At 38.8% G+C, this 23,299-nt stretch carries 18 protein-coding genes; all 18 read left to right on the top strand.

Annotation, left to right across the window (positions count from 1 at the left end; all coding sequences use genetic code 11):
* Window positions 1–10 precede the first annotated feature (10 nt).
* The 18 genes from BTR25_RS16100 to BTR25_RS16015 all read left to right on the top strand — a co-directional run bounded on the left by BTR25_RS16100 (window position 11) and on the right by BTR25_RS16015 (window position 23,282).
* Complete coding sequence (locus tag BTR25_RS16100; protein ID WP_075689068.1) at window positions 11–1,534, top strand: sodium:solute symporter family protein; 1,524 nt, start codon at window positions 11–13, stop codon at window positions 1,532–1,534.
* Between the two features lie 361 nt (window positions 1,535–1,895).
* Entirely contained in the window at window positions 1,896–4,121 is a 2,226-nt protein-coding gene (locus tag BTR25_RS16095) for a glycoside hydrolase family 2 protein (protein WP_217696973.1), read from the top strand.
* Window positions 4,122–4,813: 692 nt separating this feature from the next.
* Window positions 4,814–5,551: a GntR family transcriptional regulator gene (locus tag BTR25_RS16090; RefSeq protein ID WP_075689066.1), complete on the top strand. Its 738-nt coding sequence runs from the start codon at window positions 4,814–4,816 to the stop codon at window positions 5,549–5,551.
* Between the two features lie 68 nt (window positions 5,552–5,619).
* A complete protein-coding gene (locus BTR25_RS16085) occupies window positions 5,620–6,462 on the top strand; it encodes a fructoselysine 6-kinase (protein WP_075689065.1) in 843 nt (280 codons plus the stop codon).
* Window positions 6,463–6,567: 105 nt separating this feature from the next.
* Window positions 6,568–7,860, top strand: coding sequence for an ABC transporter substrate-binding protein (locus BTR25_RS16080; protein ID WP_075689064.1), 1,293 nt, complete (start codon window positions 6,568–6,570; stop codon window positions 7,858–7,860).
* A gap of 147 nt (window positions 7,861–8,007) precedes the next feature.
* Window positions 8,008–8,895: a carbohydrate ABC transporter permease gene (locus BTR25_RS16075; RefSeq protein ID WP_075689063.1), complete on the top strand. Its 888-nt coding sequence runs from the start codon at window positions 8,008–8,010 to the stop codon at window positions 8,893–8,895.
* 3 nt (window positions 8,896–8,898) lie between these two features.
* On the top strand, window positions 8,899–9,795 hold the full coding sequence (locus BTR25_RS16070; protein ID WP_254842730.1) for a carbohydrate ABC transporter permease: 897 nt from the start codon (window positions 8,899–8,901) through the stop codon (window positions 9,793–9,795).
* Between the two features lie 154 nt (window positions 9,796–9,949).
* Window positions 9,950–10,783, top strand: a complete 834-nt coding sequence (locus BTR25_RS16065; RefSeq protein WP_075689062.1) for a TIM barrel protein — start codon at window positions 9,950–9,952, stop codon at window positions 10,781–10,783.
* 61 nt (window positions 10,784–10,844) lie between these two features.
* Window positions 10,845–12,077 (top strand): MDR family MFS transporter, encoded by a 1,233-nt coding sequence (locus BTR25_RS16060; RefSeq protein ID WP_075689061.1) that lies wholly within the window; start codon window positions 10,845–10,847, stop codon window positions 12,075–12,077.
* A gap of 3 nt (window positions 12,078–12,080) precedes the next feature.
* The gene (locus BTR25_RS16055; protein ID WP_075689060.1) at window positions 12,081–13,046 is read left to right on the top strand and encodes an SIS domain-containing protein; all 966 of its coding nucleotides are present in this window, start codon (window positions 12,081–12,083) and stop codon (window positions 13,044–13,046) included.
* Window positions 13,047–13,128: 82 nt separating this feature from the next.
* Window positions 13,129–14,142: an SIS domain-containing protein gene (locus BTR25_RS16050; RefSeq protein WP_075689059.1), complete on the top strand. Its 1,014-nt coding sequence runs from the start codon at window positions 13,129–13,131 to the stop codon at window positions 14,140–14,142.
* A 12-nt stretch (window positions 14,143–14,154) separates the two neighbouring features.
* Complete coding sequence (locus BTR25_RS16045) at window positions 14,155–15,168, top strand: SIS domain-containing protein (RefSeq protein ID WP_075689058.1); 1,014 nt, start codon at window positions 14,155–14,157, stop codon at window positions 15,166–15,168.
* A gap of 247 nt (window positions 15,169–15,415) precedes the next feature.
* Window positions 15,416–16,048, top strand: a complete 633-nt coding sequence (locus BTR25_RS16040; RefSeq protein ID WP_083652416.1) for a YesL family protein — start codon at window positions 15,416–15,418, stop codon at window positions 16,046–16,048.
* A 183-nt stretch (window positions 16,049–16,231) separates the two neighbouring features.
* Window positions 16,232–17,959 (top strand): sensor histidine kinase, encoded by a 1,728-nt coding sequence (locus BTR25_RS16035; RefSeq protein WP_083652415.1) that lies wholly within the window; start codon window positions 16,232–16,234, stop codon window positions 17,957–17,959.
* A 20-nt stretch (window positions 17,960–17,979) separates the two neighbouring features.
* Entirely contained in the window at window positions 17,980–19,572 is a 1,593-nt protein-coding gene (locus tag BTR25_RS16030; protein WP_075689056.1) for a response regulator transcription factor, read from the top strand.
* Window positions 19,573–19,893: 321 nt separating this feature from the next.
* Window positions 19,894–20,763, top strand: a complete 870-nt coding sequence (locus BTR25_RS16025; RefSeq protein WP_083652424.1) for an ABC transporter permease — start codon at window positions 19,894–19,896, stop codon at window positions 20,761–20,763.
* Window positions 20,764–20,778: 15 nt separating this feature from the next.
* Entirely contained in the window at window positions 20,779–21,666 is an 888-nt protein-coding gene (locus BTR25_RS16020; protein WP_075689055.1) for a carbohydrate ABC transporter permease, read from the top strand.
* Between the two features lie 113 nt (window positions 21,667–21,779).
* On the top strand, window positions 21,780–23,282 hold the full coding sequence (locus BTR25_RS16015) for an ABC transporter substrate-binding protein (protein WP_075689054.1): 1,503 nt from the start codon (window positions 21,780–21,782) through the stop codon (window positions 23,280–23,282).
* Window positions 23,283–23,299 lie beyond the last annotated feature (17 nt).

Here is a 23,299-nt window from a genome sequence, read left to right as displayed (position 1 = left end):
CTAAAACAACATGATGTACGTAATTGTGCTAATTTTTTATTTATTATTCATTGTATGGTCAAGTTTAAAGAGTTTGAAAAATACCGAATCCATCTCTGATTTTACAACAGGCGGGCATAGAATGGGCTTGTTAATCGGTATTGGTACAACTACTGCCACATGGGTAAGTGTAGCTTCTGTTCTAGGAGTACCTGGTTATTTATATAGTTCAGGAGTGGCTGCGATTATTGGATGGGTTGCAGGCTGGTGTTTAGGTGGTGCGTTAATTCCACTTGTTGCTTACAAAATCAGGAGACCTGAAACTCCAGTTAGGACCTTTCCTGAGTATATCCACCTTAGGTATGAGCCACATAAGAAAAACAGTCCGTTACGAATGATTGTTGGGATTTTAATGACAATTGGTTACTTCCTACTTGTTCATATTCAGGTTAACGGCTTTGGAATTGTATTTGCTTCCATCACAGGAATTGATTATAAAATTGCTATTTTTGCATTTTTAGTATTTTTAATTTTTACAAGTATTGGCGGTTTCTGGTCCGTTGCAGCCACAGATACACTTAACACAGTACTTATTGTCATTGGGATGATCCTAGGTAGTGCGGCTGTATTGGTAGCAACAGGGGGAATGGATAATATTTTAGATAAGTTAGCTACTACGACTGCTCCGACCTATGTAGGGGGAGAGCCGCTAGAGCCGGGGATCCTTCTTTCACCACTCGGAACTTTTGGCTTAAGTGCGCTTATTTCAATTTTTATTTCTAATTCATTAGGTTCTCCAGCATCGCCGCATTGGGTAGGCAGGATGTTGGCCCCTAAAAATACAAAAGTAGCTATTTTACAAGTAATGAGTACGATTGGTGTATTAATATTCATTATGGGTCCGTTAATTATCATGGGGCTTGGTGCAAAAGCGTTATTACCTAGTATCCCTGAAGGAAAAACGACGGATTACATCGTTCCATTAATTATTCAGGATTATGCACATCCTTTTGTTGGAGCGATGACACTTGTTGCTCTTTGTGGTGCAGCTGTTTCAACCGCAAATTCAATGCTGCTCACGGCGGGTACAACACTCTATTATGATGTTTATTTAGGCCTTGCTAAAAATACAAAAGTGGACGACAAGACATTTAACAAACGTCTAAGAATGATCATTTTGGTCATGGGACTGATTGCAGTAATAAGTGCCATTAAGCCGCCGTGGTTTTTGGCAATGGGATTTGTATATGTGTACGGTGGTTTTGGAGCAGCCTTTTTCTTAGCTGTATTCTTAGGATTGTACTGGAAGAGAATGAATGCTGCAGGTGGATATGCAGGAATTATTATTGGTTCTGTCACCTATATTATTGCAAAAGCAATGGGTGCTGCAAATCCGTTCTTAGTCGCGGGTGTAATCTCTTTAATCGGAGTTCTAATTGCTGTTTACACTACTAAGAAACCACCAATTGAGGCGTATGAACCATATTTTAAAGAGAATATCAGTGATTCGACCCGTAAAGTGATTACAGCTGTAAGGGAGCGTTCACATATTTAGTGAAACGCTAAGATAATGCTAAAAAAAGAAGCTTCCCACAAGTCCATTGAACTTGTGGGAAGCTTCTTTTTTATATGATAGGTTCATTAAGTGGGTTAACTAAAAGAATATAGTAGTACTGAAATTGAATAGAAATTGACTTTCATCTACAAAAAACAATACCAAATTACCATATCGAAAAGTGAAGGAATGATACGATTTAAATAAATGAAAGCGGATAAATACTAGGAGGTTTAATTAAATAGTTTGAAGTAAGAGTTAACATTGGGTTAGGTTGGATTTCCATTGATTCTAGGCAAAAGAAATAGAATTAATGATGCAATAGTAGTAGTTGTGAAGTAGTAGATTTATAGGAGGAGTCATGATGCGAACAACAATATTAATGAACGAGGACTGGAAATTTGTAAAAGAAAATGTGGGATTAGAGAAAGTATTTACGGTACCAGGTGAGAAAGTAAATATTCCTCACACATGGAATGCAATTGATGGACAAGATGGAGGAAATGATTATTACAGGGGGACCTGTTGGTATGGGAAGACGTTTAAAAAGCCAGAAATACATTCTGGTGACCAAGTATATTTGGAATTTCGAGGTGCAAACTCAACAGCAGAAGTATGGGTGAATAATATTAAACGATCTACACATGATGGAGGCTACTCTACTTTTAGAGTAAACATAACGGAAGCATTAAAAGAAGATAATGAATTGGTCGTTTCTGTTGATAATGCTCCTAATGATCGGGTGTATCCTCAGAAAGCTGATTTCACCTTCTATGGTGGGATATATCGTGATGTATATATGGTAATCGTGTCTGCTAGTCACTTTGACATGGATTATTATGGAGGAAGTGGTCTGCAAATTACTTCTGAGATAAATGAAAAAACTGCAGTTGTAAATTTAAAAACAGTTATTACCGGAGAAGCAGAAGCTGTTCTTTATACAATCGAGGGCGTGGGAAGTCTAGAAGTACCTGTTAGAGATGGAGTTGCTGTTGGTATTATTGAAATTTCAGAAGTTCGTTTTTGGGATGGAGTGGAAGATCCATATTTATATGAAGCAAAAGCAGCACTTATAAAGAATGGTAAATTAGTGGACCAAGTTGCTAGCCGTTTTGGCTGTAAAACATTTTCTTTTGATAAGGATAAAGGATTTATATTAAATGGCAGACCTTATCCTCTTAGAGGAGTTTCTCGTCACCAAGATCGAAAAGGTGTTGGAAACGCCATTACAAAAGAGATGATGGTAGAGGATATGGAAATCATCAAGGAAATGGGTGCAAATACTATCCGTCTAGCCCATTATCAGCATGATCAGTATTTTTATGATTTATGTGATGAATACGGGATGCTCGTATGGGCTGAAATACCTTATATTACTGAGCATTTGCCAAAGGGTAGAGAGAATACAATAAGCCAATTGACAGAATTAATCGTACAGAATGTTAATCATCCTTCGATCATTTGTTGGGGATTATCTAATGAAATAAGCGTTACAGGCGTAACGGATGACTTAATGGAAAATCATAAGCTATTAAATGATTTGGCTCATCGTTTGGACCATACAAGACCAACAACGATGGCTCACGTTTTTATGCTTGAAACGGATGAACCTTTAGTATTCTTACCTGATATCATGTCCTATAACCTCTACTATGGTTGGTATTTAGGAAATCTAACTGATAATGATCGTTTCTTTGATGACTTCCATAAAAAATATCCTGATACAATCATTGGTTTAGCTGAATATGGTGCCGATGCTAATCCTAAATTACAAACTGCAATGCCTGAGAAAGGTGATTATACAGAACAATATCAGTGTGTATATCATGAACATTTGTTAAATATGTTCAGAGACCGACCATATCTATGGGCAACACATGTATGGAATATGTTTGATTTCGCTGCAGATGGTCGTGATGAAGGAGGGGAGAATGGAATCAATCAGAAGGGGCTTGTTACTTTTGATCGAAGATATAGGAAGGATGCGTTCTATCTTTATAAGGCAAATTGGAGTAAGGAACCTTTTGTACATTTATGCGGCAGGAATTATGTGGATCGTCACGAAGAAGAAACTGAAATTAAGGTATATTCCAATATTGGCTTAGTTGGACTATATATTAACGGCGAGCTCGTAGAAAAGCAAAGTGGTGATAAAATATTTAAATTCCAACTGAAACTTCAGGGCGAACATAGAATTGAAGTAAAAGCAGGTAATTTCTCAGATGAGATGACTATACGCAAAGTGTCAGAACCGAATAAGGATTATCAATTAAAAGGACGTGAAGTGATAAATTGGTTTGATGACCCAGAAATGAACTGTCCAGAGGAATATTATTCTATTAAAGATGTCATGGCGGATATACGTATGAACACCGAAGGAGCCAAAATCTTAGATGATATGATGGCTTATGCAAAATCTAAGCGCGGAGATGTTGCCAAAAATGTAAAACAGTCTGAAGCCATGACTAGAATAATGAATGCCATGACTGTTGAAGCACTGATTAAACAATCAGGAGGATCCATCCCTATGTCAATGGTAATAGAGGTTAACAAGGCTTTAAATAAAATTAAGAAAGTAAATAACTAGAGTTTTGTTTTCTGGCTGAAAAAAATAAAGATGAGAATGAAATGCTAACATGTAAATTAAAAGAGGCTTCTCAAAAGAACTAAACTTTTGCGAAGCTTCTTTTTTAGTTTTACATCTACTAGAAATTGTTGCAGTGAAGTCAAAAGTAATAAGCCTTCAATCCGTTTAAAGTTAAGAAAAGATCTTTCATCAGTTTTCTAAACTGTTGGGAGCCCTTTTCTTCCATATCAAGACAAAAATTGACAATATTTTTATAAGACTAAAGGCGAATTCTAGCATTGACAGGGGGCAAGGTGAAATGACAAATCCTTAGTCGGGTCAATTTTACTAATATTGTAGATTTTTGTTTAGTAGATAATATATTGACAAGTGGTTGGATTTGAATTATTCTATAGTTAATCAAAAATTCTGACAACACAAAAGGCATTCCTTGGTAGTTCAGTGCTGACAAAATGAACCTCATTATACAAATCTCCTTCGATAAACATCATCCCAGAGCCGGTTTTTATTTCAAAACAATTGTAAGCGCTTTTAAAATAGTGCTTCTCTATTTCCTAATTTCTAGATAGAATGACCATAGCTTTACTCCAAATGGTATATACCACTTCAAAAAACAAGAATTTACAAATGAAGTAGAAATACTATATCCTTTGTATATGGATTGAATACGTGCATATACGGGAGAAATAGAGATGAGCAGAATGAACAGAGATGAAGAGGATGTTCCTTTTTACAAACAATTAAAAAATAAAATTCTCGATGAAATTGAAAGCGGTAAGCTTAAGCACGGTGATAAGCTTCCTTCGGAACGGGAATTGGCTGAGCAGTTTCAAATCAGCCGGATGACAGCAAGACATACCTTGTCGATCTTGGAGCGGGAAGGTGTAGTGGAGCGGCGTGTAGGGGCGGGAACCTTTATCAACAATAAGAAAATCCAAATGGATTTTGTTACGTTTAATAGTTTTACCAAGAACATGCTGAGTAAAGGATTATTACCGAGCACACAGATACTGTCCATTCGTAAAATGGAAGCCACACCTAATTTAGCTCAAAAGCTTAAACTGCCCCTGGGAGAAATGATGATTGCTATTCAACGGCTTCGGCTTGTTAATGAGACTCCGATCTCGATTGAAGAGTCATTCTTGCCAGAGAAGCGGTGTCCCGGGCTCGATGAAATGATTACCGACAATGATTCCTTGTATGAAATTTTAGAAAGAGAGTACGGGATTATCCTTGTCATGGCAAAGGAATATATGCAGGTCACGGTTTCCGATGAAAGTGAGAGCAAGCTGTTGAAAATACGTTCCGAGAGTCCGTGTATCCTTCAAGAAGCAGTTGCTTTTGATACCAATGAAAAGGAAATAGAATTCTCCAAGTCCTTAACGAGAAGTGATATAGTCAAGTTTTATTCAGAATTAAAGCTGAAATGATAGTTATAATCATTTCAACTTAGTTTGAATGGTATATACCAATAATTGAATATGGGGAGGTTTTTTTCATGAAGGTAATCGGTGTTGGCGATAATGTGGTTGATAAATATGTTTATAAAAAAACGATGTATCCAGGCGGAAATGCCTTGAATTTCAGTGTCTATGCGAAGCAGTTAGGAATTGAGGCAGCCTATCTTGGAGTGTTCGGCAATGATCGGGCCGCAGAGCATATTATTGCCACCTTAAAAAAATTGAATGTTGATATGTCTAACTGCCGTCAGCATGAAGGGGAAAATGGCTTTGCCGCAGTTGATTTAGTAGATGGTGACCGGGTGTTCATCGGAGGAAATGAGGGTGGTGTGCAAAAGGAACATCCGATTGTCCTCAACTCAGAAGACTTGGAATATATTAAAAGCTTTGACATTGCCCATAGCAGCATCTACAGTGAGATGGATTCAGAGTTACATAAATTAAAAGAAACAGGGATCCTAGTATCCTATGATTTCTCGAGTGATTATAACGATGAATTGCTAGCGAAGAATTGCCCTCATATCGATATAAGCTTGCTCTCCTGCGGGCAATTGGCCGAAGAGGAAGTAGAGAATCTATTAAAGCGTGCTAATTCCTATGGGAGTAAATTAGTGTTGGGCACAATGGGCTCACGCGGCTCGATTGTCTATGACGGCCATTCCTTTTACCGCCAGGAGCCGCACTTTGTGGAGCCGGTTGATACGCTCGGTGCCGGGGATTCCTTTTTTACTGCATTTATCTTACATTATCTCTCTGAAAAAAAAGGAAATCCTGAAATTCAGGAAGCCATCCTCCTCCAAAACAGTATGGAGGAAGGGGCCAAGTTTGCGGCAAAGACGTGTCTTGTAGATGGTGCTTTTGGTTATGGGATTCCCTTTTAATTTCCTTAAAGGGATAAAATATTAATCCGCTCATAGAAGGTTGGGGGGTGAAGGAATACCGCTTTTGTATAGGTTGATTTTATAAAAATAAGGAGGGTTAATGAAATGAGAAGGAAAATAAACGTTTTATTAGCAGTACTGATGGTTTTCGCTCTTGTCCTGACAGGATGCTCTAGTTCCTCTTCTAGCAATGAAGAGTCGGGGAAAGTTGTATTAAAGTTTTTGCATAAGTGGCCGCAGCCAGAATACGCTCCATATTTTGAAGAAGTAGTGGAAGCCTTTGAAAAGGAAAATCCTAATATCAAGATTAAAATGGAAGCGGTTGCAGATGAACCAATTAAAGACAAACTCCGTGTCATTCTAGGCGGTAACGAAGTTCCAGATATTATGTTTTCGTGGTCAGGTGAATTTGCCAGGAAATTCGTTCGTGCTGATGCAGCCTTAGATTTAACTCCTTATTTAAATGAAGATACAGCTTGGAAGGACAGTTTTATTCCGGCATCTCTGCAGCCTTTCACATCAGATGAAAAAAATTATGGGATTCCGCTTCGTTTCAATGGTAAATTTTTTGTTTACAACAAGAAGATTTTTGATAAATATCAACTGCAGGCACCAACTACTTGGGATGAATTTATACAAGTGCTAGACACCTTGAAAAAGGGCGGAGAAACGCCAATTATTCTGGGTAACCAAGGTCCATGGGCAGCAATCCATTACTTAACAGGCTTAAACCAAAAGATGGTGGCCCAGGATGTGAGAACGAAAGACTATAATCCGAAATCAGGTGAGTTTACAGACCCAGGCTATGTAACAGCTATGCAAATGTTAGCTGATTTGAATAATAAGGGCTATTTTATGAAGAATGTTAACTCTAGTTCTCATGATATGGGACAACAATTATTTGCGGCCGGTAAGGGAGCAATCTTCTATGTCGAATTAGAAGAATTCCAAACGGTCGAGAATAATATGAAAGGAAACTGGGGCTTCTTCCCAATGCCGTCCATGGCAGATGGTAAGGGCAGTCAGAGTTTCATTACCGGAGCACCGGATGGATTTATCGTTTCCTCTAAAACAAAACATCCAAAAGAAGCGATTAAATTCTTGAAGTATTTAACAAGTAAAGATAACGCCTTAAAGCTTGTGAAGCAAATTGGCTGGCCAAGTCCGATTGATGGGGCTACAAACCAAGATACAGCTTTGAAGGAAGTGGCTGAAGGTGTGGAAGTCATGAAGAAGGCAGAAGGTATGGCTGAATGGCTCGACACAGATGTCCATGCGAAGGTAGCGGATGTGTATCTATCCAATATTCAGCTATTGCTTGATGGATCCAAATCTCCAGAAGAAATTATCAAAGAAGTACAAGATGTAGCTAAGCAAGTACAAAGTGAAGTGGAATAAGAAAAGCGGAAGGCCCCGTTTTGAGCCTAGTCCTCATTCGGGCTCAGGGGATAGACAGTAGTCTATTTTATTCCGTGTTACCTATTTTATAAACGAGAAAGGGTAGGCAGGGATACCTGCTTACCCCCTCCTAGGAGGAAGTTGGGGATGACAAAAACATTTAAAAACAGCCAAACTGCGATACTTTTTATTTTGCCAGCACTCCTATTCATCCTGTTTTTTGTATTTTTGCCGATTGTATTAAATCTATATAACAGTTTGTTTCGGTGGAATTCCTTTGAGGCTGGAAGAGTTTTTGTTGGCTTAGAGTATTATGGCAGACTTTTCAAAGATCCAATCTTTTTTACTGCATTGAAAAATAATTCTCTGTACGCTGTCATTTCATTGGTTTTTCAGGTAGGTATGGGCTTAATCATTGCAGCCATATTAGAAGATAAATTGATTAGAAGGTTTCAGCCATTTTTCCGGACTGTCTTTTTTATCCCATCTGTTATATCAATTGCGGTTGTTGGTTTGTTATGGCAGCTCCTTTATAATCCAGAAGTGGGTTTAGTGAACGGGGTGTTAAATGCAATCGGACAATCGGAATGGGCAATATCTTGGCTTGGTGACAGTAAGACGGCGATTTATGCTGTAGTTGCTGTTTCACAATGGCAGTACACCGGTTATATGGTGATGTTATTCTTGCTCGCCATGCAAAAAATTCCATATGAATATTATGAAGCGTCCATGATTGATGGAGCTTCTAAGATAAAAACGTTCTTTTTCATCACCTTACCGCAAATGAAAGAAATGATTCTGGTCGGTACGGTGATCACGGTAATCGGTGCGTTCAAAGTATTCGATGAAGTGTATGTAATGACCAATGGGGGACCCGGCCGTTCAACCGAAGTGTTAGGAACGATGCTTTATCGAGCAGCCTTCCGAAATGATGAAATGGGCTATGCGTCCACCATCGGGACTATTATTTTTGTCGTCACCCTTACACTATCCTTAATTCAGCTAAAAATAGGCAAATCGGGAAAGGAGGCGTAGGCAATGGCGAATAATAATACGGTAGTGGAGACGAATAAAATAAAGGAAATCCAGACAAATTCCAAGCTGTCTTTGAAGATGAAAAATAGAATTTTTCAAACGGTTGTGCTTATATGGTTTAGTCTCTTTGCAGTGGTGATCATTTATCCGATCCTTTGGCTCGGCTTGAGCGGACTAAAATCTAATGCTGACTTTTTCTTAAATACTTGGTCGCTTCCGGAAAAATGGCTATGGGAGAATTACCGGGCAGCTTGGGATGCCGGGATTGGCCAATTTTTCCTAAATAGTGTGTTCATTACGGTGGTATCGGTCGTAATCGTATTACTGCTGGGGTCGATGGCCGCTTTTGGATTAAGCCGCTTCCAGTTTAAAGGACAGAATATTTTACTTGTTATGATCCTAAGCGGACTAATGCTTGCGCCGCAGGTCAGCTTAATTCCACTTTACAAATTACTGCAGGCGATTGGACTGTACAATACTTATTGGGCATTAATTCTCCCCTATGTTGCCTTTCAATTGCCGTTTTCAATTTTCTTGATGCGTTCCTATTTTCTGTCGATCCCGAAAGAGCTTGAGGAGTCAGCGATTATTGATGGGTGTAATAGTTGGAAGGTGTACCGACATATAATTGTTCCGATGGGGAAACCGATTATTGCCTCGTGTGCGTTATTAACGGGAATGAACGTGTGGAATGAATTTATGTTTGCGTTAGTTTTTATAGAGGATTCTGCCCTAAGGACGATTCCGGTGGGTCTGATGAATTTGAGAAGTCAGTTGAATACTAATTTCGGAATCCAATTGGCGGGGTTAGCCATTTCGGCGCTGCCAATGATTATCGCGTATATTGTTTTCCAAAAGCAATTTGTACGCGGTCTCTCGGCAGGTGGTGTAAAAGGTTAATGGAAACTTGTAAAGAGTATAGGGGAATGAAAAGGAAAGGGTTCCACTTTCCACTTTCCTCTCCATCACTCTAGTTTCATAAGATTGGCTTGAATGGTATATACCAAATGTTACTTTATTAAAACTACGTTGGGAACGAAGTAGGAGGGATTAGATGGGCAAAATCAAACGGTCGCAAATAACAGGAATGAACTTTCATTATCTACACTATCCGCTGGTCTATTTTTTAGATGCAATGGTGAAGTATGAGTTTGAAAAAATTGAACTGTGGGGTGCTGCGCCGCACCTGTATGTGGAGGATCTTTCCTTAGTAGAAATCCGTGCCATTAAGAAAGAAGTCGACCGGCGTGAATTGGAGGTTGTTTGCTTTACTCCTGAACAGTGTATGTATCCGATCAATCTGGCCGCAAAAGAGTCGGCGATTCGTGAAAGAAGTGTCACTTATTTTAAAAAGTCGATTGATGCAACGCTTGAATTAGAGGCGCCGATGGTGTTAGTAACCGCCGGCTGGGGATACCGCAATGAAAGCAGGCAGGAAGCGTGGAGGAGGACCCAGGATTCTTTGGAGCAGCTAACCGTTTATGCGGAAAAACAAGGAATTGTTTTAGCCCTAGAGCCATTACAAAAAATTGAGTCCAATCTGATTACTACCTTGCCTGAGTTAAAAGAAATCCTTGCTTCGGTTGCTTCTCCTCATTTAAAAGGAATGGTCGATACCATTCCGCTTGCGGTAGAAGGAGAGGAACTGGCCAGCTATTTTCAGCAATTACAGGATGACTTGGTCCATATCCACTTTATCGACGGGAACCCGGGTGGACATTTAGCATGGGGGGATGGCAGCCTGCCGCTGGAAACCTATATGAAAACTCTAGGAAACTACAACTACGATCGTGCCCTTACGTTGGAGTTTACTTCTTCACAATACTTGATTGACCCTAACGAGGCGGTTGAAAAGTCCCTGCGAAGTCTTGCACCATTTCTAGAGTAATGGACGGAAAGATTGTTCCGACTAGGGTGACTAATTCAGTGATATAAAGGAGTTTTATCCTATGTCGATTTGGAGGAGTTATCCCAAGAGCTTAAAAGTTTTATTAATCGCAATGTTGGTCAATTCCACCGGTATGGCTTTTCTTTGGCCCTTGCACACCATCTACATGACACAAGGGATGGGAAAAACGCTGTCAGAAGCAGGATTTGTTCTAATGCTTCATTCAGGAGCTGAGATTGTTGGTAGTTTCCTGGGCGGCTACTTATACGACCGCATTCGTGGGAAACCAACCCTTCTCCTTTCGGTCCTAGCAGCTGCCTGTTTTATTTTCATTATTTCCATTGGTTTATCATGGCCCACCTATATCCTAATGATGGTCCTGCTTGGTTTAGCCATTGGAACCATTTTTCCTCCCATTTATGCCCTTGCAGGGATTGTTTGGAAGGAGGGCGGTAGAAAAAGCTTTAATCTCATCTTTCTGGTTCTTAATTTCGGTGTGGCAGTAGGTAGCGCTTTAGGCGGCATAGTGGCGCAATTCTCGTTTCAATACGTCTTTTGGGTCAATGGCTTTACCTATCTCGTCTTTATCTCCATTATTTGGTTCGCTCTCGAAGAACCTGACCCAGTGATTGAAGCTGCGAAGGTGAAGAAGGAACGTGACCTGAAGCCGAATCATGAGGTTCGTCCTGCACAAAGCTTTCATTCCTTATTGGTTCTTTGCTTAGGATTAATATTTTGCTGGGTTACCTATATCCAATGGCAAACAAGTATTTCCACCTATATGCACCAGTTAGGATTTACATTGTCAGCCTATAGTACTTTGTGGACTATCAACGGGGTACTGATCGTATTGGGTCAGCCACTGATCCAATGGTTTATGGCCCGCATGAAAGCACCGATGAAGTGGCAGCTTTTATTGGGTGTACTCTTTTTTATGGCTACCTTCAGCCTCTTGTCACAGAGTCATTCCTATAGCGGGTTTGTTGCCGGAATGGTGATTATGACGATCGGAGAAATCCTTATTTTTCCGGCAGTGCCAGCGATTGCGGATCGACTGGCACCCATAAATAAAAGAGGAATGTACCAGGGCTTAGTGAGTGGTGCTGCCAATGTGGGAAGAACAATCGGACCTTTACTAGGCGGGCTGCTCTACGATGAATTTGGGCCGTTGGTGCTACTGTATGTATGTATTTTTATTGGTGGATTTGCCTTGATTTGTTTTGGTACCTATCAAAGGCTCCAATATACACAACATGAAGTTTTACCTGTTAAAGTCATAAAAAAAGGAGGATAAAAAATGTTAGCAGACGTACAAAAGGCTTTGGATGTCTTTAGTGAACGGGACATCGATCGTGTTTATTTCGTAGGCTGCGGTGGCTCTTCATCCCTCATGTATGCAAGTAAATACGTATTAGACCGGGAAAGTGCAACGATTGACTCGGACCTGTATAGTTCCAATGAGTTCGTGCATCGTAACCCACGAAGACTCAACGAGAAATCGCTGGTGATTTTGTGCTCCCACTTTGGAAAAACACCGGAGACGGTAGAGGCCGCTCGATTTGCACGGGAAAAAGGGGCAATTACTGTCTCGTTAACCTTTGACCAGGGATCACCGCTTGCCGAAGCATCCGAGCATGTAATTGTTTATGAAGATGGGAAAGAAGCAAAGTATGTGAATGAGTCACCAGCCGTGATGCTGGAACTTGTTTTTGGACTTCTGGCTGCCAAAGAAGGGAATGAAAAGTTTTCTGATGTCGTTTCCTCCTTAGAGAATTTAGATCAAATTTTGGTACAGGAGAAAGCAAAGTATTTAAACCAGGCAAAGGAATTTGCTCAATCCTATAAGGATGAAAAAATAATTTACACAATGGCGAGTGGCGCGAATTATGGAACTGCTTATTGGTTTGCGATATGCCTCCTGATGGAAATGCAGTGGATTCACTCCCACGCTCTCCATGCCGGGGAATATTTCCACGGGCCGTTTGAAATCTTGGATCAAAACGTACCAATCATTCAACTGTTAGGTTTAGATGAGACTCGGCCATTGGAAGAACGCTCATTGGAATTCACCCAGAGATATGGCGAAAGAGTCGTTGTTCTTGATGCAAAGGACTTTGATTTGAAGGGTGTAGCAGAAAGCGTCAAAGGCTACATAGCCCCACTCGTCCTGCAAACCATCCTGCGCCAATACGCAGAAGAGCTAGCAACAGCCCGAAACCATCCACTAAGCACAAGAAGATATATGTGGAAAGTGCCTTACTAAAAATGTTGGTGGTGTCATTTATGGTGTTAGGCACCAAAGATGTAGTGCTAATAATTCTAATAAAAATTTGGAGGTAGTGTAGATGTTGAAATTTGATGCTGAGTTATTTTTACAATTGGTTGGGAAAGAGGCTATCGCGAAGAAAGAGGAAATTGAGAAGGTTGTTGATGGTGTTTCAGCTAAAGGATTTAAAAATATTTTCCTAATCGGTTCCGGCGGGACGATTGCGATGATGTATCCATATGAGTATATCTTAAAGTCCAATTCCACACTGGAGGTACATGCAGAAATTGCAGCTGAGCTTATGGTGATGAATAATCGCCACCTGACCAAGGATTCTGTTTGTATCTTTGCTTCAGTTACTGGCACCACAAAAGAAACAGTAGCGGCTGCTGAGTTCTGTAAGAGCAAGGGTGCGACAACGATTGGGCTAGTTGCAGAACAAGGCACGCCATTGGCTGAGGCGGTTGATTACTGCATCTCTACTGGTCATGAGAAGCACTCGTTTGACACTTTCTTTATTCACCTGCAGCTGCTAACGTTCCGTTTTATTCACAACAATGATGAGTTTCCGCAATATGACCAGTTTGCAAAAGAAATTTCCCTCTTACCACAAGGGATCGTCGATGCATTAGAGCAGTTCGACTCACAAGCTGAGCAATTCGCGATCAAACATAAAAATACTGATTACCATATGCTCGTTGGGGCCGGAAACCTGTGGGGGAATACTTATTCCTACGCAATGTGTATCTTAGAAGAAATGCAGTGGATCAAGTCCAAATCCATTCATGCGGCTGAATTCTTCCACGGTACGCTTGAGCTGCTTGAAGAAAATACAAGTGTGATTTTATTCAAGGGCGAAGATGAAACTCGTCCATTGGTAGAACGTGTGGAACGATTCGCAGAAAATATCACCAACGAACTGTTCATTATAGATACAAAGGATTACCGCTTGGAAGGAGTTAGTGATGAATTCAGAAAGCACTTTGCAATCTGCCTGAACTGGGCATTAACGGGCCGAATCAGTGTTTATCTTGAGCGGGAAAGAAATCATCCGTTAGAGACTCGCAGATATTATCGTAAAATGGCTTACTAGGAGGCGATTGGCATGTTTAACTTTGATGTGGAAAGATATTTAACCATTCAAAATGGTGCCTTATCTCTTAAGGATGAATTCGATCAGGTAATCGATTCGGTGGTAGAAAAAGGGTTGGAAAATGTATTTTTTGTGGGAACTGGAGGAGCGGCTATCCTGATGCGCTCGGCTGAATATATTTTAAAGACACATTCCAAGCTGCCTGTTTATACAGAAATCTCTTCGGAATTGATGTTGATGGATCATCAGCACCTGGGTGAACATTCATTGGTTATCTTGCCTTCTTTGTCTGGTACCACCAAAGAAACAGTGGAGGCAGCGGCATTTTGCAGAGAAAAAGGGGCGGTGACAATCAGCCTTGTAGGGCACGCCGCTACACCGTTAGCGATGGGAACCGATTATACCTTTATCAATTATGCGGCCGATGATACCTCCTGTGAATCGTTCTATATCCAGTCCTATTTACTAGCGTTCCGTTTGATGTATAAGCGTAATGAATTTCCAGTTTATCAGCAATTTGTTGAGGAAATGCGACATCTCCCAAATGCCCTCCTTACCGTGAAGGAAGAGGTAGAACCGCGGGCGGCGGAGTTTGCCAGGAAACATAAAGATACACCGTACCATATCCTTTCAGGAACAGGGATCGATTGGGGTCAAACCTATTATTATAGCATGTGTATTTTAGAAGAAATGCAGTGGATTAAAACACGACCGGTTCATGCCTCTGATTTCTTCCATGGTACCTTGGAATTAGTGGAGGAAGATACGAGCATAATCCTGCTAAAAGGGGAAGATCGAACCCGTCCGCTAGCGGAAAGAGTCGAGCGATTTGCTGAACATTATTCGAAGGAAGTAACTATTTTTGATACGAAGGAATATCCATTAGAGGGCATTTCCGAAGGTCTGCGTAGTCTCGTTTCTCCAATTGTCTTTGCGGCGTTACTTGAGAGAGTAAGCTGCCACTTAGAAGAGCAAAGGGATCACCCGCTGACAACGAGAAGATATTATAAAAAAGTACCATTTTAATAGAAACATTGGTTTGGGAGCGGCCTGCACAATAGTGTTGGCCGCTTCTTTTTTTAGTTTTACATCCACTAAGGAGTTGCTGGAATGAAACCAAAAGTCATAATCGTTATATTAAATAGCCGTAATTGATATAGCCAATAACAGCGTTACCATGTAAAATGAATTTAATATTATAAGAGGTTCTTATGGATTAAATAATGCTGCAAAGTTGGTCTACAGTGGCTCTTTCATCAAAGGAGGAAAACATGTGGCAGGGTTGATGCGTGGCTTTTATAGCATTTCAGAGTGGGTTATGAGATTAGCCTATGTAAACATACTATGGATGATCTTTTCTCTGTTAGGATTAGTTATACTCGGTTTCTTTCCTGCAACAGTTGCCATGTTTGCTGTTGTCCGTAAATGGGTAAGGAAGGACTTGGACGTTCCCGTTTTTAAATTGTTTTGGACAACCTATAAAGCTGAATTTGTAAAAAGTAACCTGCTAGGCTTAATTATTGTATTTATAGGTTTTGTTATGTATTTCAATTTTACCATTATTGAGGCCACAGTCATCCCTATCTATAAATGGCTTTATATCCCATACACGATTATTACTGCCGTGTATATTCTTACACTTTTATATGTCTTTCCGGTATTCGTTCACTTCAATATAAAGCTTAAGGAAGTGATTAAAAATGCCTTCATATTAATGACAGTAAGTCCTATAGTCACTTTTAGCAAGGCAGTTTTAACAGGGGTCTTATGCTTCCTTTTTCTGAAATTCCCAGGTGTGATTCCTTTTTATAGTGGAAGTGTAATTGCCCTATTATTAATGTTTTTAAGCAACAACTTATTCCGAAAATATGAAAAAAGTCGGAAGGATACTACTATCAAGTCGTAATAGTAATAGTGAACCTATAAGAAAGCCCTTACAATAAAGTTATGCTGTATCGGCTCTAGAAAAAACCTCTTTCATGTCTATTGGCAGCATGTGGAAGAGGTTTTTTCTATTATTATTATATAAAAATAATTGAATATTCGTTAAAATTAGGAGAGGGTTATAAATAAAAAGGGGAAACAACAGGTGAAAACAAAGATATCATGGAATTCAATCCGCTTAAAGTTAGTGATAGGATTTTTGGTACTCATTGTGCCATTACTCATATTAATCATTTATAGTAATTATCATGCGATGGATGTTGCTCGTGAAGAAGTGGCAGAATCTAATGACAAAATGGTCACCCTTTATATGGGTACGATTGATAGTACGTTAAAAACAGTAGAGGAATATCTCATTAATACGGCAACGTTCGATCATGATATTCAGCAATTGGAGTATTTTTTATCAGAGAAGGATTATACATTAGCAAAGATAAGAGCCCAGAGTAAAATAAAGGATCATATTCTAATGTTCGAATCGATTGATTCGCTCTTTTTATATTCCAACCATACCGGAGAATTTACAGAAGCATTTAAGCTTGATAGTGCACCTTATAAAGATCGAGTAAATGCTAGAAATTATATCCGTCATGTGATTAATGAAGACAGCTTGGAGGTTAACGAGAAAGGATGGCATCTAAAAGCGATTGATGGTGAACACTACTTATTCCGATATATAAAAACTAGTGGAGTAGTGGTAGGGGCATGGCTAAATCTAGAAACATTATTAACTCCACTAAATTTAATTGATTTTGGCGAGATAGGTTCCTCCTTTTTTGTAACTGATGCTGGTGAGACAGTTGGGGCGCCTACGGGGTTACTTGAGAAGAATCTTATCAACCTGACAGGTAATCTAGACAACTATTATCTCTCAGGAAGTAAAGATAAGTTTTTAATCGTTGGGCAGCCATCAACCATGGCTAATTTTAGCCTTGTTGCCATGATACCAGATGATAAGATTACCGAGAATTTTAAATCTCAAAAACAAATTGCTACTATTGTTGCGTTGGGTTCCTTGTTAATCATCCCTTTAAGCCTGTTTTTATTAAATAAAGGGGTATTGGCTCCTCTTCAAAATATTGTTTATGCAATGAAACGAATCGGAAGTGGAAATCTAGATGCTCGAATACCGAAGGATGTAACCTCTGAAGAATTTCAGCTTGTAAACCATACATTTAATCAGATGATGGATCAAATAAAAGAATTAAAGATTAATATATATGAAGAGCGAATCCTAAAACAGAAAACAGAATTGCAATTTTTACAATATCAAATCAATCCGCATTTCTTTATGAATACGTTGAATATTATCTTTAATCTTGCTCAAGTAAAAAAACATGACCTTGTACAGGAAATGACGCTATGTTTGGTTCGCTATTTCCGATATACCTTAAATGCCAATACAGACTTTGTCTTACTAAAAGATGAATTAACTCACGTGAAAAACTATTTACGGATTCAAGAGCTGCGCTTTCCTGATAGATTTACCTATCAAGTTGATGTGGAAGACCGCTTATTGAATACCGAGCTTCCTCCGGTTGTGATTCAGACGTTTGTAGAGAATGCGATTAAATATGCGATTAATATGGATTACTCCATTCATTTATCTATAAGAGTAGAATCAGCCAATTTCGATATGGAGGATAAAATAAAGATAATCATACAAGATACGGGTGTAGGTTTTCCTGAAGCGGTGTTAACTGATCTGAATACTGGTAATCGTATCCGAGGAAATCAAGGTAAGCATATTGGAATCTGGAATGTACAACGAAGATTGCAGCTGCTTTATCCAGACCGCGTATCGATATCCTTTAAAAATGCAATTCCAAGTGGTGCTTGGGTTGAGTTGATGTTACCTGAAAGGCAAAACTAGATTATAAAGGGGGAAGAAAGATGTACTCGGTATTGATTGTGGATGATGAGATACATGCGGTAGAAGGCGTCAAGGCGGGTTTGAACTGGGAAAGTCTTCATATAAATAAAGTATATACAGCGCATAATAATCGACAAGCAAAGGAAGTTTTTGCAGGTCATTCTATTGATATTATGCTTTGTGATATCGAAATGCCTCAGGGAAGCGGTTTAGAACTTCTAGCATGGGTTAGGGAAACTTATCCAAATACAGAGTGTATTTTTCTTACATGTCATGCAGATTTTGATTTTGCAAAAAAGGCCATTCAATTAGGGAGTATGGATTATATTTTAAAACCAGTTCCTTTTGTGGAGCTAGAAGAGGTCATTAAAAAATCGATAAATAAAATAGATAAGGAAAAAGAATTAAAGCAAGGAAGCATGCTTGGAGAGCAATGGGTGAAAAATCAACCCTATTTAGTGGAACGTTTTTGGCATGATATTCTAAACGGAACGATTGAAAGTAACTTACAGGCAATTAAGCACGCTGCGGATGAACGGTCGATTGAGTTTAAGGAGAAACAACAGGTCATGCCTATTCTCATTAGTTTCCAAGGCTTGAATGAATCGCGAAGTAGTAATGAGGAGAGAGCGATTGAGCAAGCGTTAAAAATAGAAGGGGAAGAGTTCTTTTTTAAAAGAAATGGTTATAGAGGCCAAGTTATTCGCCAAGGACAAGAAAAGCTGATCGTGATTCTATTTGCTCCAGAAGTTGAGGAGTTAGGCCAGAAGAAATTGAAACAGCTATGTGAGTCCTATGTGACAGGTTGTCACCGTACTTTAGGTTATGATCTTACTTGTTATCTTGGAAATATGACACTAGCGGATGCATTTATTGGTATGGTTGATGATTTATATGAATTGGATCGAAATAACGTTTCTTTTTTGAATAAGGTATTCTCGTTTGATGAAAAGATAGTGATAGACTCCAATTTTTCACTCCCCGACATGAGCTTGTGGTCCGTCATGCTTCAAGAAGGTCATTACACTAGAGTGATCGATGAAGCTGGTTCCGTTTTGAAGGATATGAACAAGGAAGGAATCGATGCAAAGAAGTTACGAAACTTCTATCATGATTTTCAACAGATGATTTACTATACGTTAAAGCAAAAAGGGATTCAAGCACATCTTATTTTCAATGATCAACAATCTGTCGATAAATTAAATCATGCGTGTCGGTCGATAAAGAATCTTATCGAGTGGATTTCGCATAGTGTAGCAAGAGTGAAAGAGTTCTCTGAGACCAGCAACAAATCAGACTCTGTGCTAGAAAAGGCGATTCAATATATCACAGCGAATATTGATCAAAATATCTCACGTGAGGATATTGCTAATGAAGTATTCTTAAATCCAGATTATCTATCGCGAATTTTTAAAAGGGAAACAGGGTTATCTATTTCAGAATATCTAGTAAATGAACGTATGAATATTTCCAAAGAGCTATTAGAAAAAACTGATATGTCTGTTAGCTCTGTGGCTACTTATGTTGGGTATAGTAACTTTTCCTATTTCTCGAAGCTATTCAAAAAACACCAAGGAGTAACACCCGTGGAATACAGGCTAGAAGTTCAATAGAAAACAAGTTAATAGAGCATTAAGGCTTTACTCCCCCTAAAGTTTTAGAATCATCCCGTTCATATATGTTCGGGATTTTTTTATTAGGTCGTAATACTACTATTGAAAAGTCTATAGGGAAGTAGTGGGGGGGCAATGAATGCGTTATCATTTGTATATATTAATCAATCTAAATCGAATAGGGAGGCTTTTTTAATGGCAGAGACAATAAGAAAAGACCTGGAATACAAAAATGGGCCAAACCTGGAACCTAATGTTTCAACAAGTATAGTGTCTAAGAGGAAAATAAGAAGGTTTAGGGGGTATATTCCTTTTTTCATCATGCTTGCACCAGGCTTACTTTACCTCTTAATTAACAACTATTTACCAATGTTTGGACTCGTTATTGCCTTTAAAGACTTTCATTTTGCAAAGGGGATCTTTGGTAGTGACTGGGTTGGATTGAAGAATTTTGAATTCCTGTTTAAGACACAAGACGCTTTTATTATTACCCGAAATACGTTGTTGTATAATGGTTCGTTTATTATTTTGAATACAGTTGCGGCTCTCGCTGTTGCCATCTTGTTAAATGAGATCAGAAAAGTTTTTTTTGTGAGATTATATCAAAGTATTATCTTAATTCCTTTCTTAATTTCCATGGTAGTAGTCAGTTATTTAGTTTATGCGGGCTTAAGTGTTGAAAGTGGGATTCTAAATAAAACCATCCTCCCATTCCTGGGCTTGGAGCCAATTTCTTGGTATATGGAACCGAAATATTGGCCTTTTATCTTACCAATCGTTAATTTATGGAAAAGTATTGGTTTCTTTACCATCATCTTTTTCTCTGCCGTTATTGGAATTGATAAAGAATATTATGAAGCGGCAACATTGGACGGGGCATCTAAGTTACAGCAAATTAGAAAAATTACCCTTCCATTGATATCTCCAGTAATTGTCATGATGACGTTGCTTTCAATTGGACGGATTTTTTATTCTGATTTTGGATTGTTTTACCAGGTACCATTAAATTCTGGGATGTTATATGATACGACCAATGTAATTGATACGTATGTATATCGAGGTCTCTTGCAGCTTGGAGATATCGGAATGTCTTCAGCCGCAGGTTTCTATCAATCAGTCGTTGGATTTGCTTTAGTTCTTTTGGCCAATTTAATTGTTCGTAAATTTAGCAAGGATAATGCTTTATTTTAATAGGAGGTGCTTTATATGAATAAAGAAACACGAAGATGGCAGTGGATTTCACACATTACTTTAGCTAGTATTTCAATCATTTGTATCATTCCGTTTCTTTTGTTAGTAATTTCATCGGTCACAGATGAAATGGCAATTCTTAAAAATGGTTATTCCTTTTTACCTGAAAGCTTGAGTAATCAAGCCTATCAATATCTTTGGGAGCAACGAGGACAGTTGTTTAGAGCATATGGAATTACCATCCTTGTAACGGTGGTCGGGACTTCTATTGGATTAGCGCTTACAGCTTTACTGGCCTACCCGTTGTCTAGAAAAGATATGCCTTTAGGGAGAATAATCACTTTTATGGTCTTCTTTACGCTATTATTTAATGGAGGACTTGTACCGACTTATTACGTTTATACACAAATCTTTGATATAAAGAATACAATTTGGGCACTGATCGTACCAGTGTTACTTGTAAATGGTTTTAATGTCCTGCTTATGAGAACGTTCTTCATGAATACCATTCCGGATGCTGTCTTAGAATCTGCTCGAATTGATGGTGCGAGTGAATTTAGAGCATTTTTCTCAATCGTTTTACCTATGTCCCTTCCGATTTTAGCGACAATTGGGTTGCTGCAAACGATTATGTATTGGAACGATTGGATGAATGGTTTAATTTATCTTACCGACCCATCGCTTTACAGTATCCAAAACATACTAAATCGAATATTATCTGACATCCAATTTTTAACTAGTAATAGTGATTATGCAGCACAATCAGGAGAAGCTATATCGCAACTACCATCTGCAACGATTAGAATGGCGATTGCGGTTGTAGGGATATTGCCGATCATCGTAGCTTATCCATTGTTCCAAAAGTATTTAGTAAAAGGGATTGCCATTGGATCAGTAAAATAGCACTAGGGAAGTCGAAATAGTGATATCTAGATGTCTGAATTGTAGCGGTTACATTCTATGAAAACACTTACAATTAAGTTGTACTAAAAATAAAAACAAAAAGAGGGATAGCAATGGTGAAGAATTGGAACATGTTAAAAATCCTATTACTTGCATTGGTAGTGTTCGTCTCAGCTTGTTCGCCAAAAAATGACACTGCTTCAAATGACAGTGATGGTAAAGATGGTAAGTCAGAAGAGACTTATGAAATTGTAATGGCTTTTCCGGTATTTGGACCTGTGCCAAAAGACATGAACAAAATAGAGGCTGCTGTTAGTGAGATTACAAAAGAAAAAATCAATGCAACAGTGAACTTCGAACCCATTAGTATTGGAGCGTATGACCAACAATTTAACTTAATGTTAACGAGTAATGAAAAACTTGATTTGTTAATGGTTAGCTTTAGAACAGTGGATGGTCTAATATCTAAAGGTTCATTAAACGAGTTAGACAGCTTTTTGGATGCACACGGTGACGGAATTAAAAATGTATTTGAACCACAGTATTTGGAAGCAGCGAAACATAATAATAAACACTACATTATTCCTAACTATAATGAAATGGCTGAACAGCCTGGATTATTAGTTGCTAAAAGATATGTAGATGAGGCGGGCATTGACTTAACAAAGGTACAGAAGTTTGAGGATCTTGAGTCCGTTTTTGAACAAATTAAATCGAACAATCCTACTGTTGCTCCACTTGTTCCAGCAGGTGTAGGTTTCTCTATGCTTGACCATTATCGTTGGTACGATAGGTTAGGTGATGGGATTGGTGTGTTACCTGGATTTGATAACGACTTAAAAGTAGTAAATTTATATGAAACTCCTGAATATGCAGAACACTTGAACCTACTTAGAAAGTGGTATAAAGCTGGTTATATTATGAAGGATTCAGCAACAAACCAAGACAGTCAAATTGATTTAGTTAAGTCTAACAGAGGAGCATCCATGTTTACGGGATTAAAACCAGGTGCAGCAGGGGATGAATCTAAAAAGTTTGGAATGGAAATGGTTACAGTACCTCTAGGCGATACTTACTCGACTACTTCAAATGTTGTTGGGTTGAACTGGGGGATACCTATTAACTCACAAAATCCAGAAAAAGCATTTCAATTCCTTAATTTAATGTATAGCGATCAAGATATCATTCGTTTGATTCATTTTGGGATTGAAGGAGAGCACTATGTGGAGGCTTCTGAGGGTGTGATTGATTACCCAGAAGGAGTAGATGGCTCTACTACTGGATATGGTTTGAACCAAAACTTTATGTTCGGAAATCAGTTTGGATCAGGATATGTTTGGAATGGATCAGATCCAGGTTTAGCTGGACAATATAAAGAATTTAACAAAACGGCTAAAACATCGAAAGCATTAGGTTTTACATTTAATGCAGAACCAGTAAGAAGTGAATATACAGCTGTGAGCAATGTTATTAATCAATACAAGCTTTCTTTAGAAACAGGAAGTGTGGAACCAGAAGAGGTTCTTCCAGAATTTATCACTAAGTTAAAAGCAGCTGGAATAGATAGAATTATTGAAGAAAAGCAAAAACAGCTAGACGAATGGGCTAGTAAATAATAAAACCCATCAATTGA

It is taken from the genome of Bacillus sp. MRMR6, assembly GCF_001940785.1.
Taxonomy (GTDB): Bacteria; Bacillota; Bacilli; order Bacillales; family Cytobacillaceae; genus Neobacillus.
This window is presented reverse-complemented; position numbering and strand designations above follow the sequence as displayed.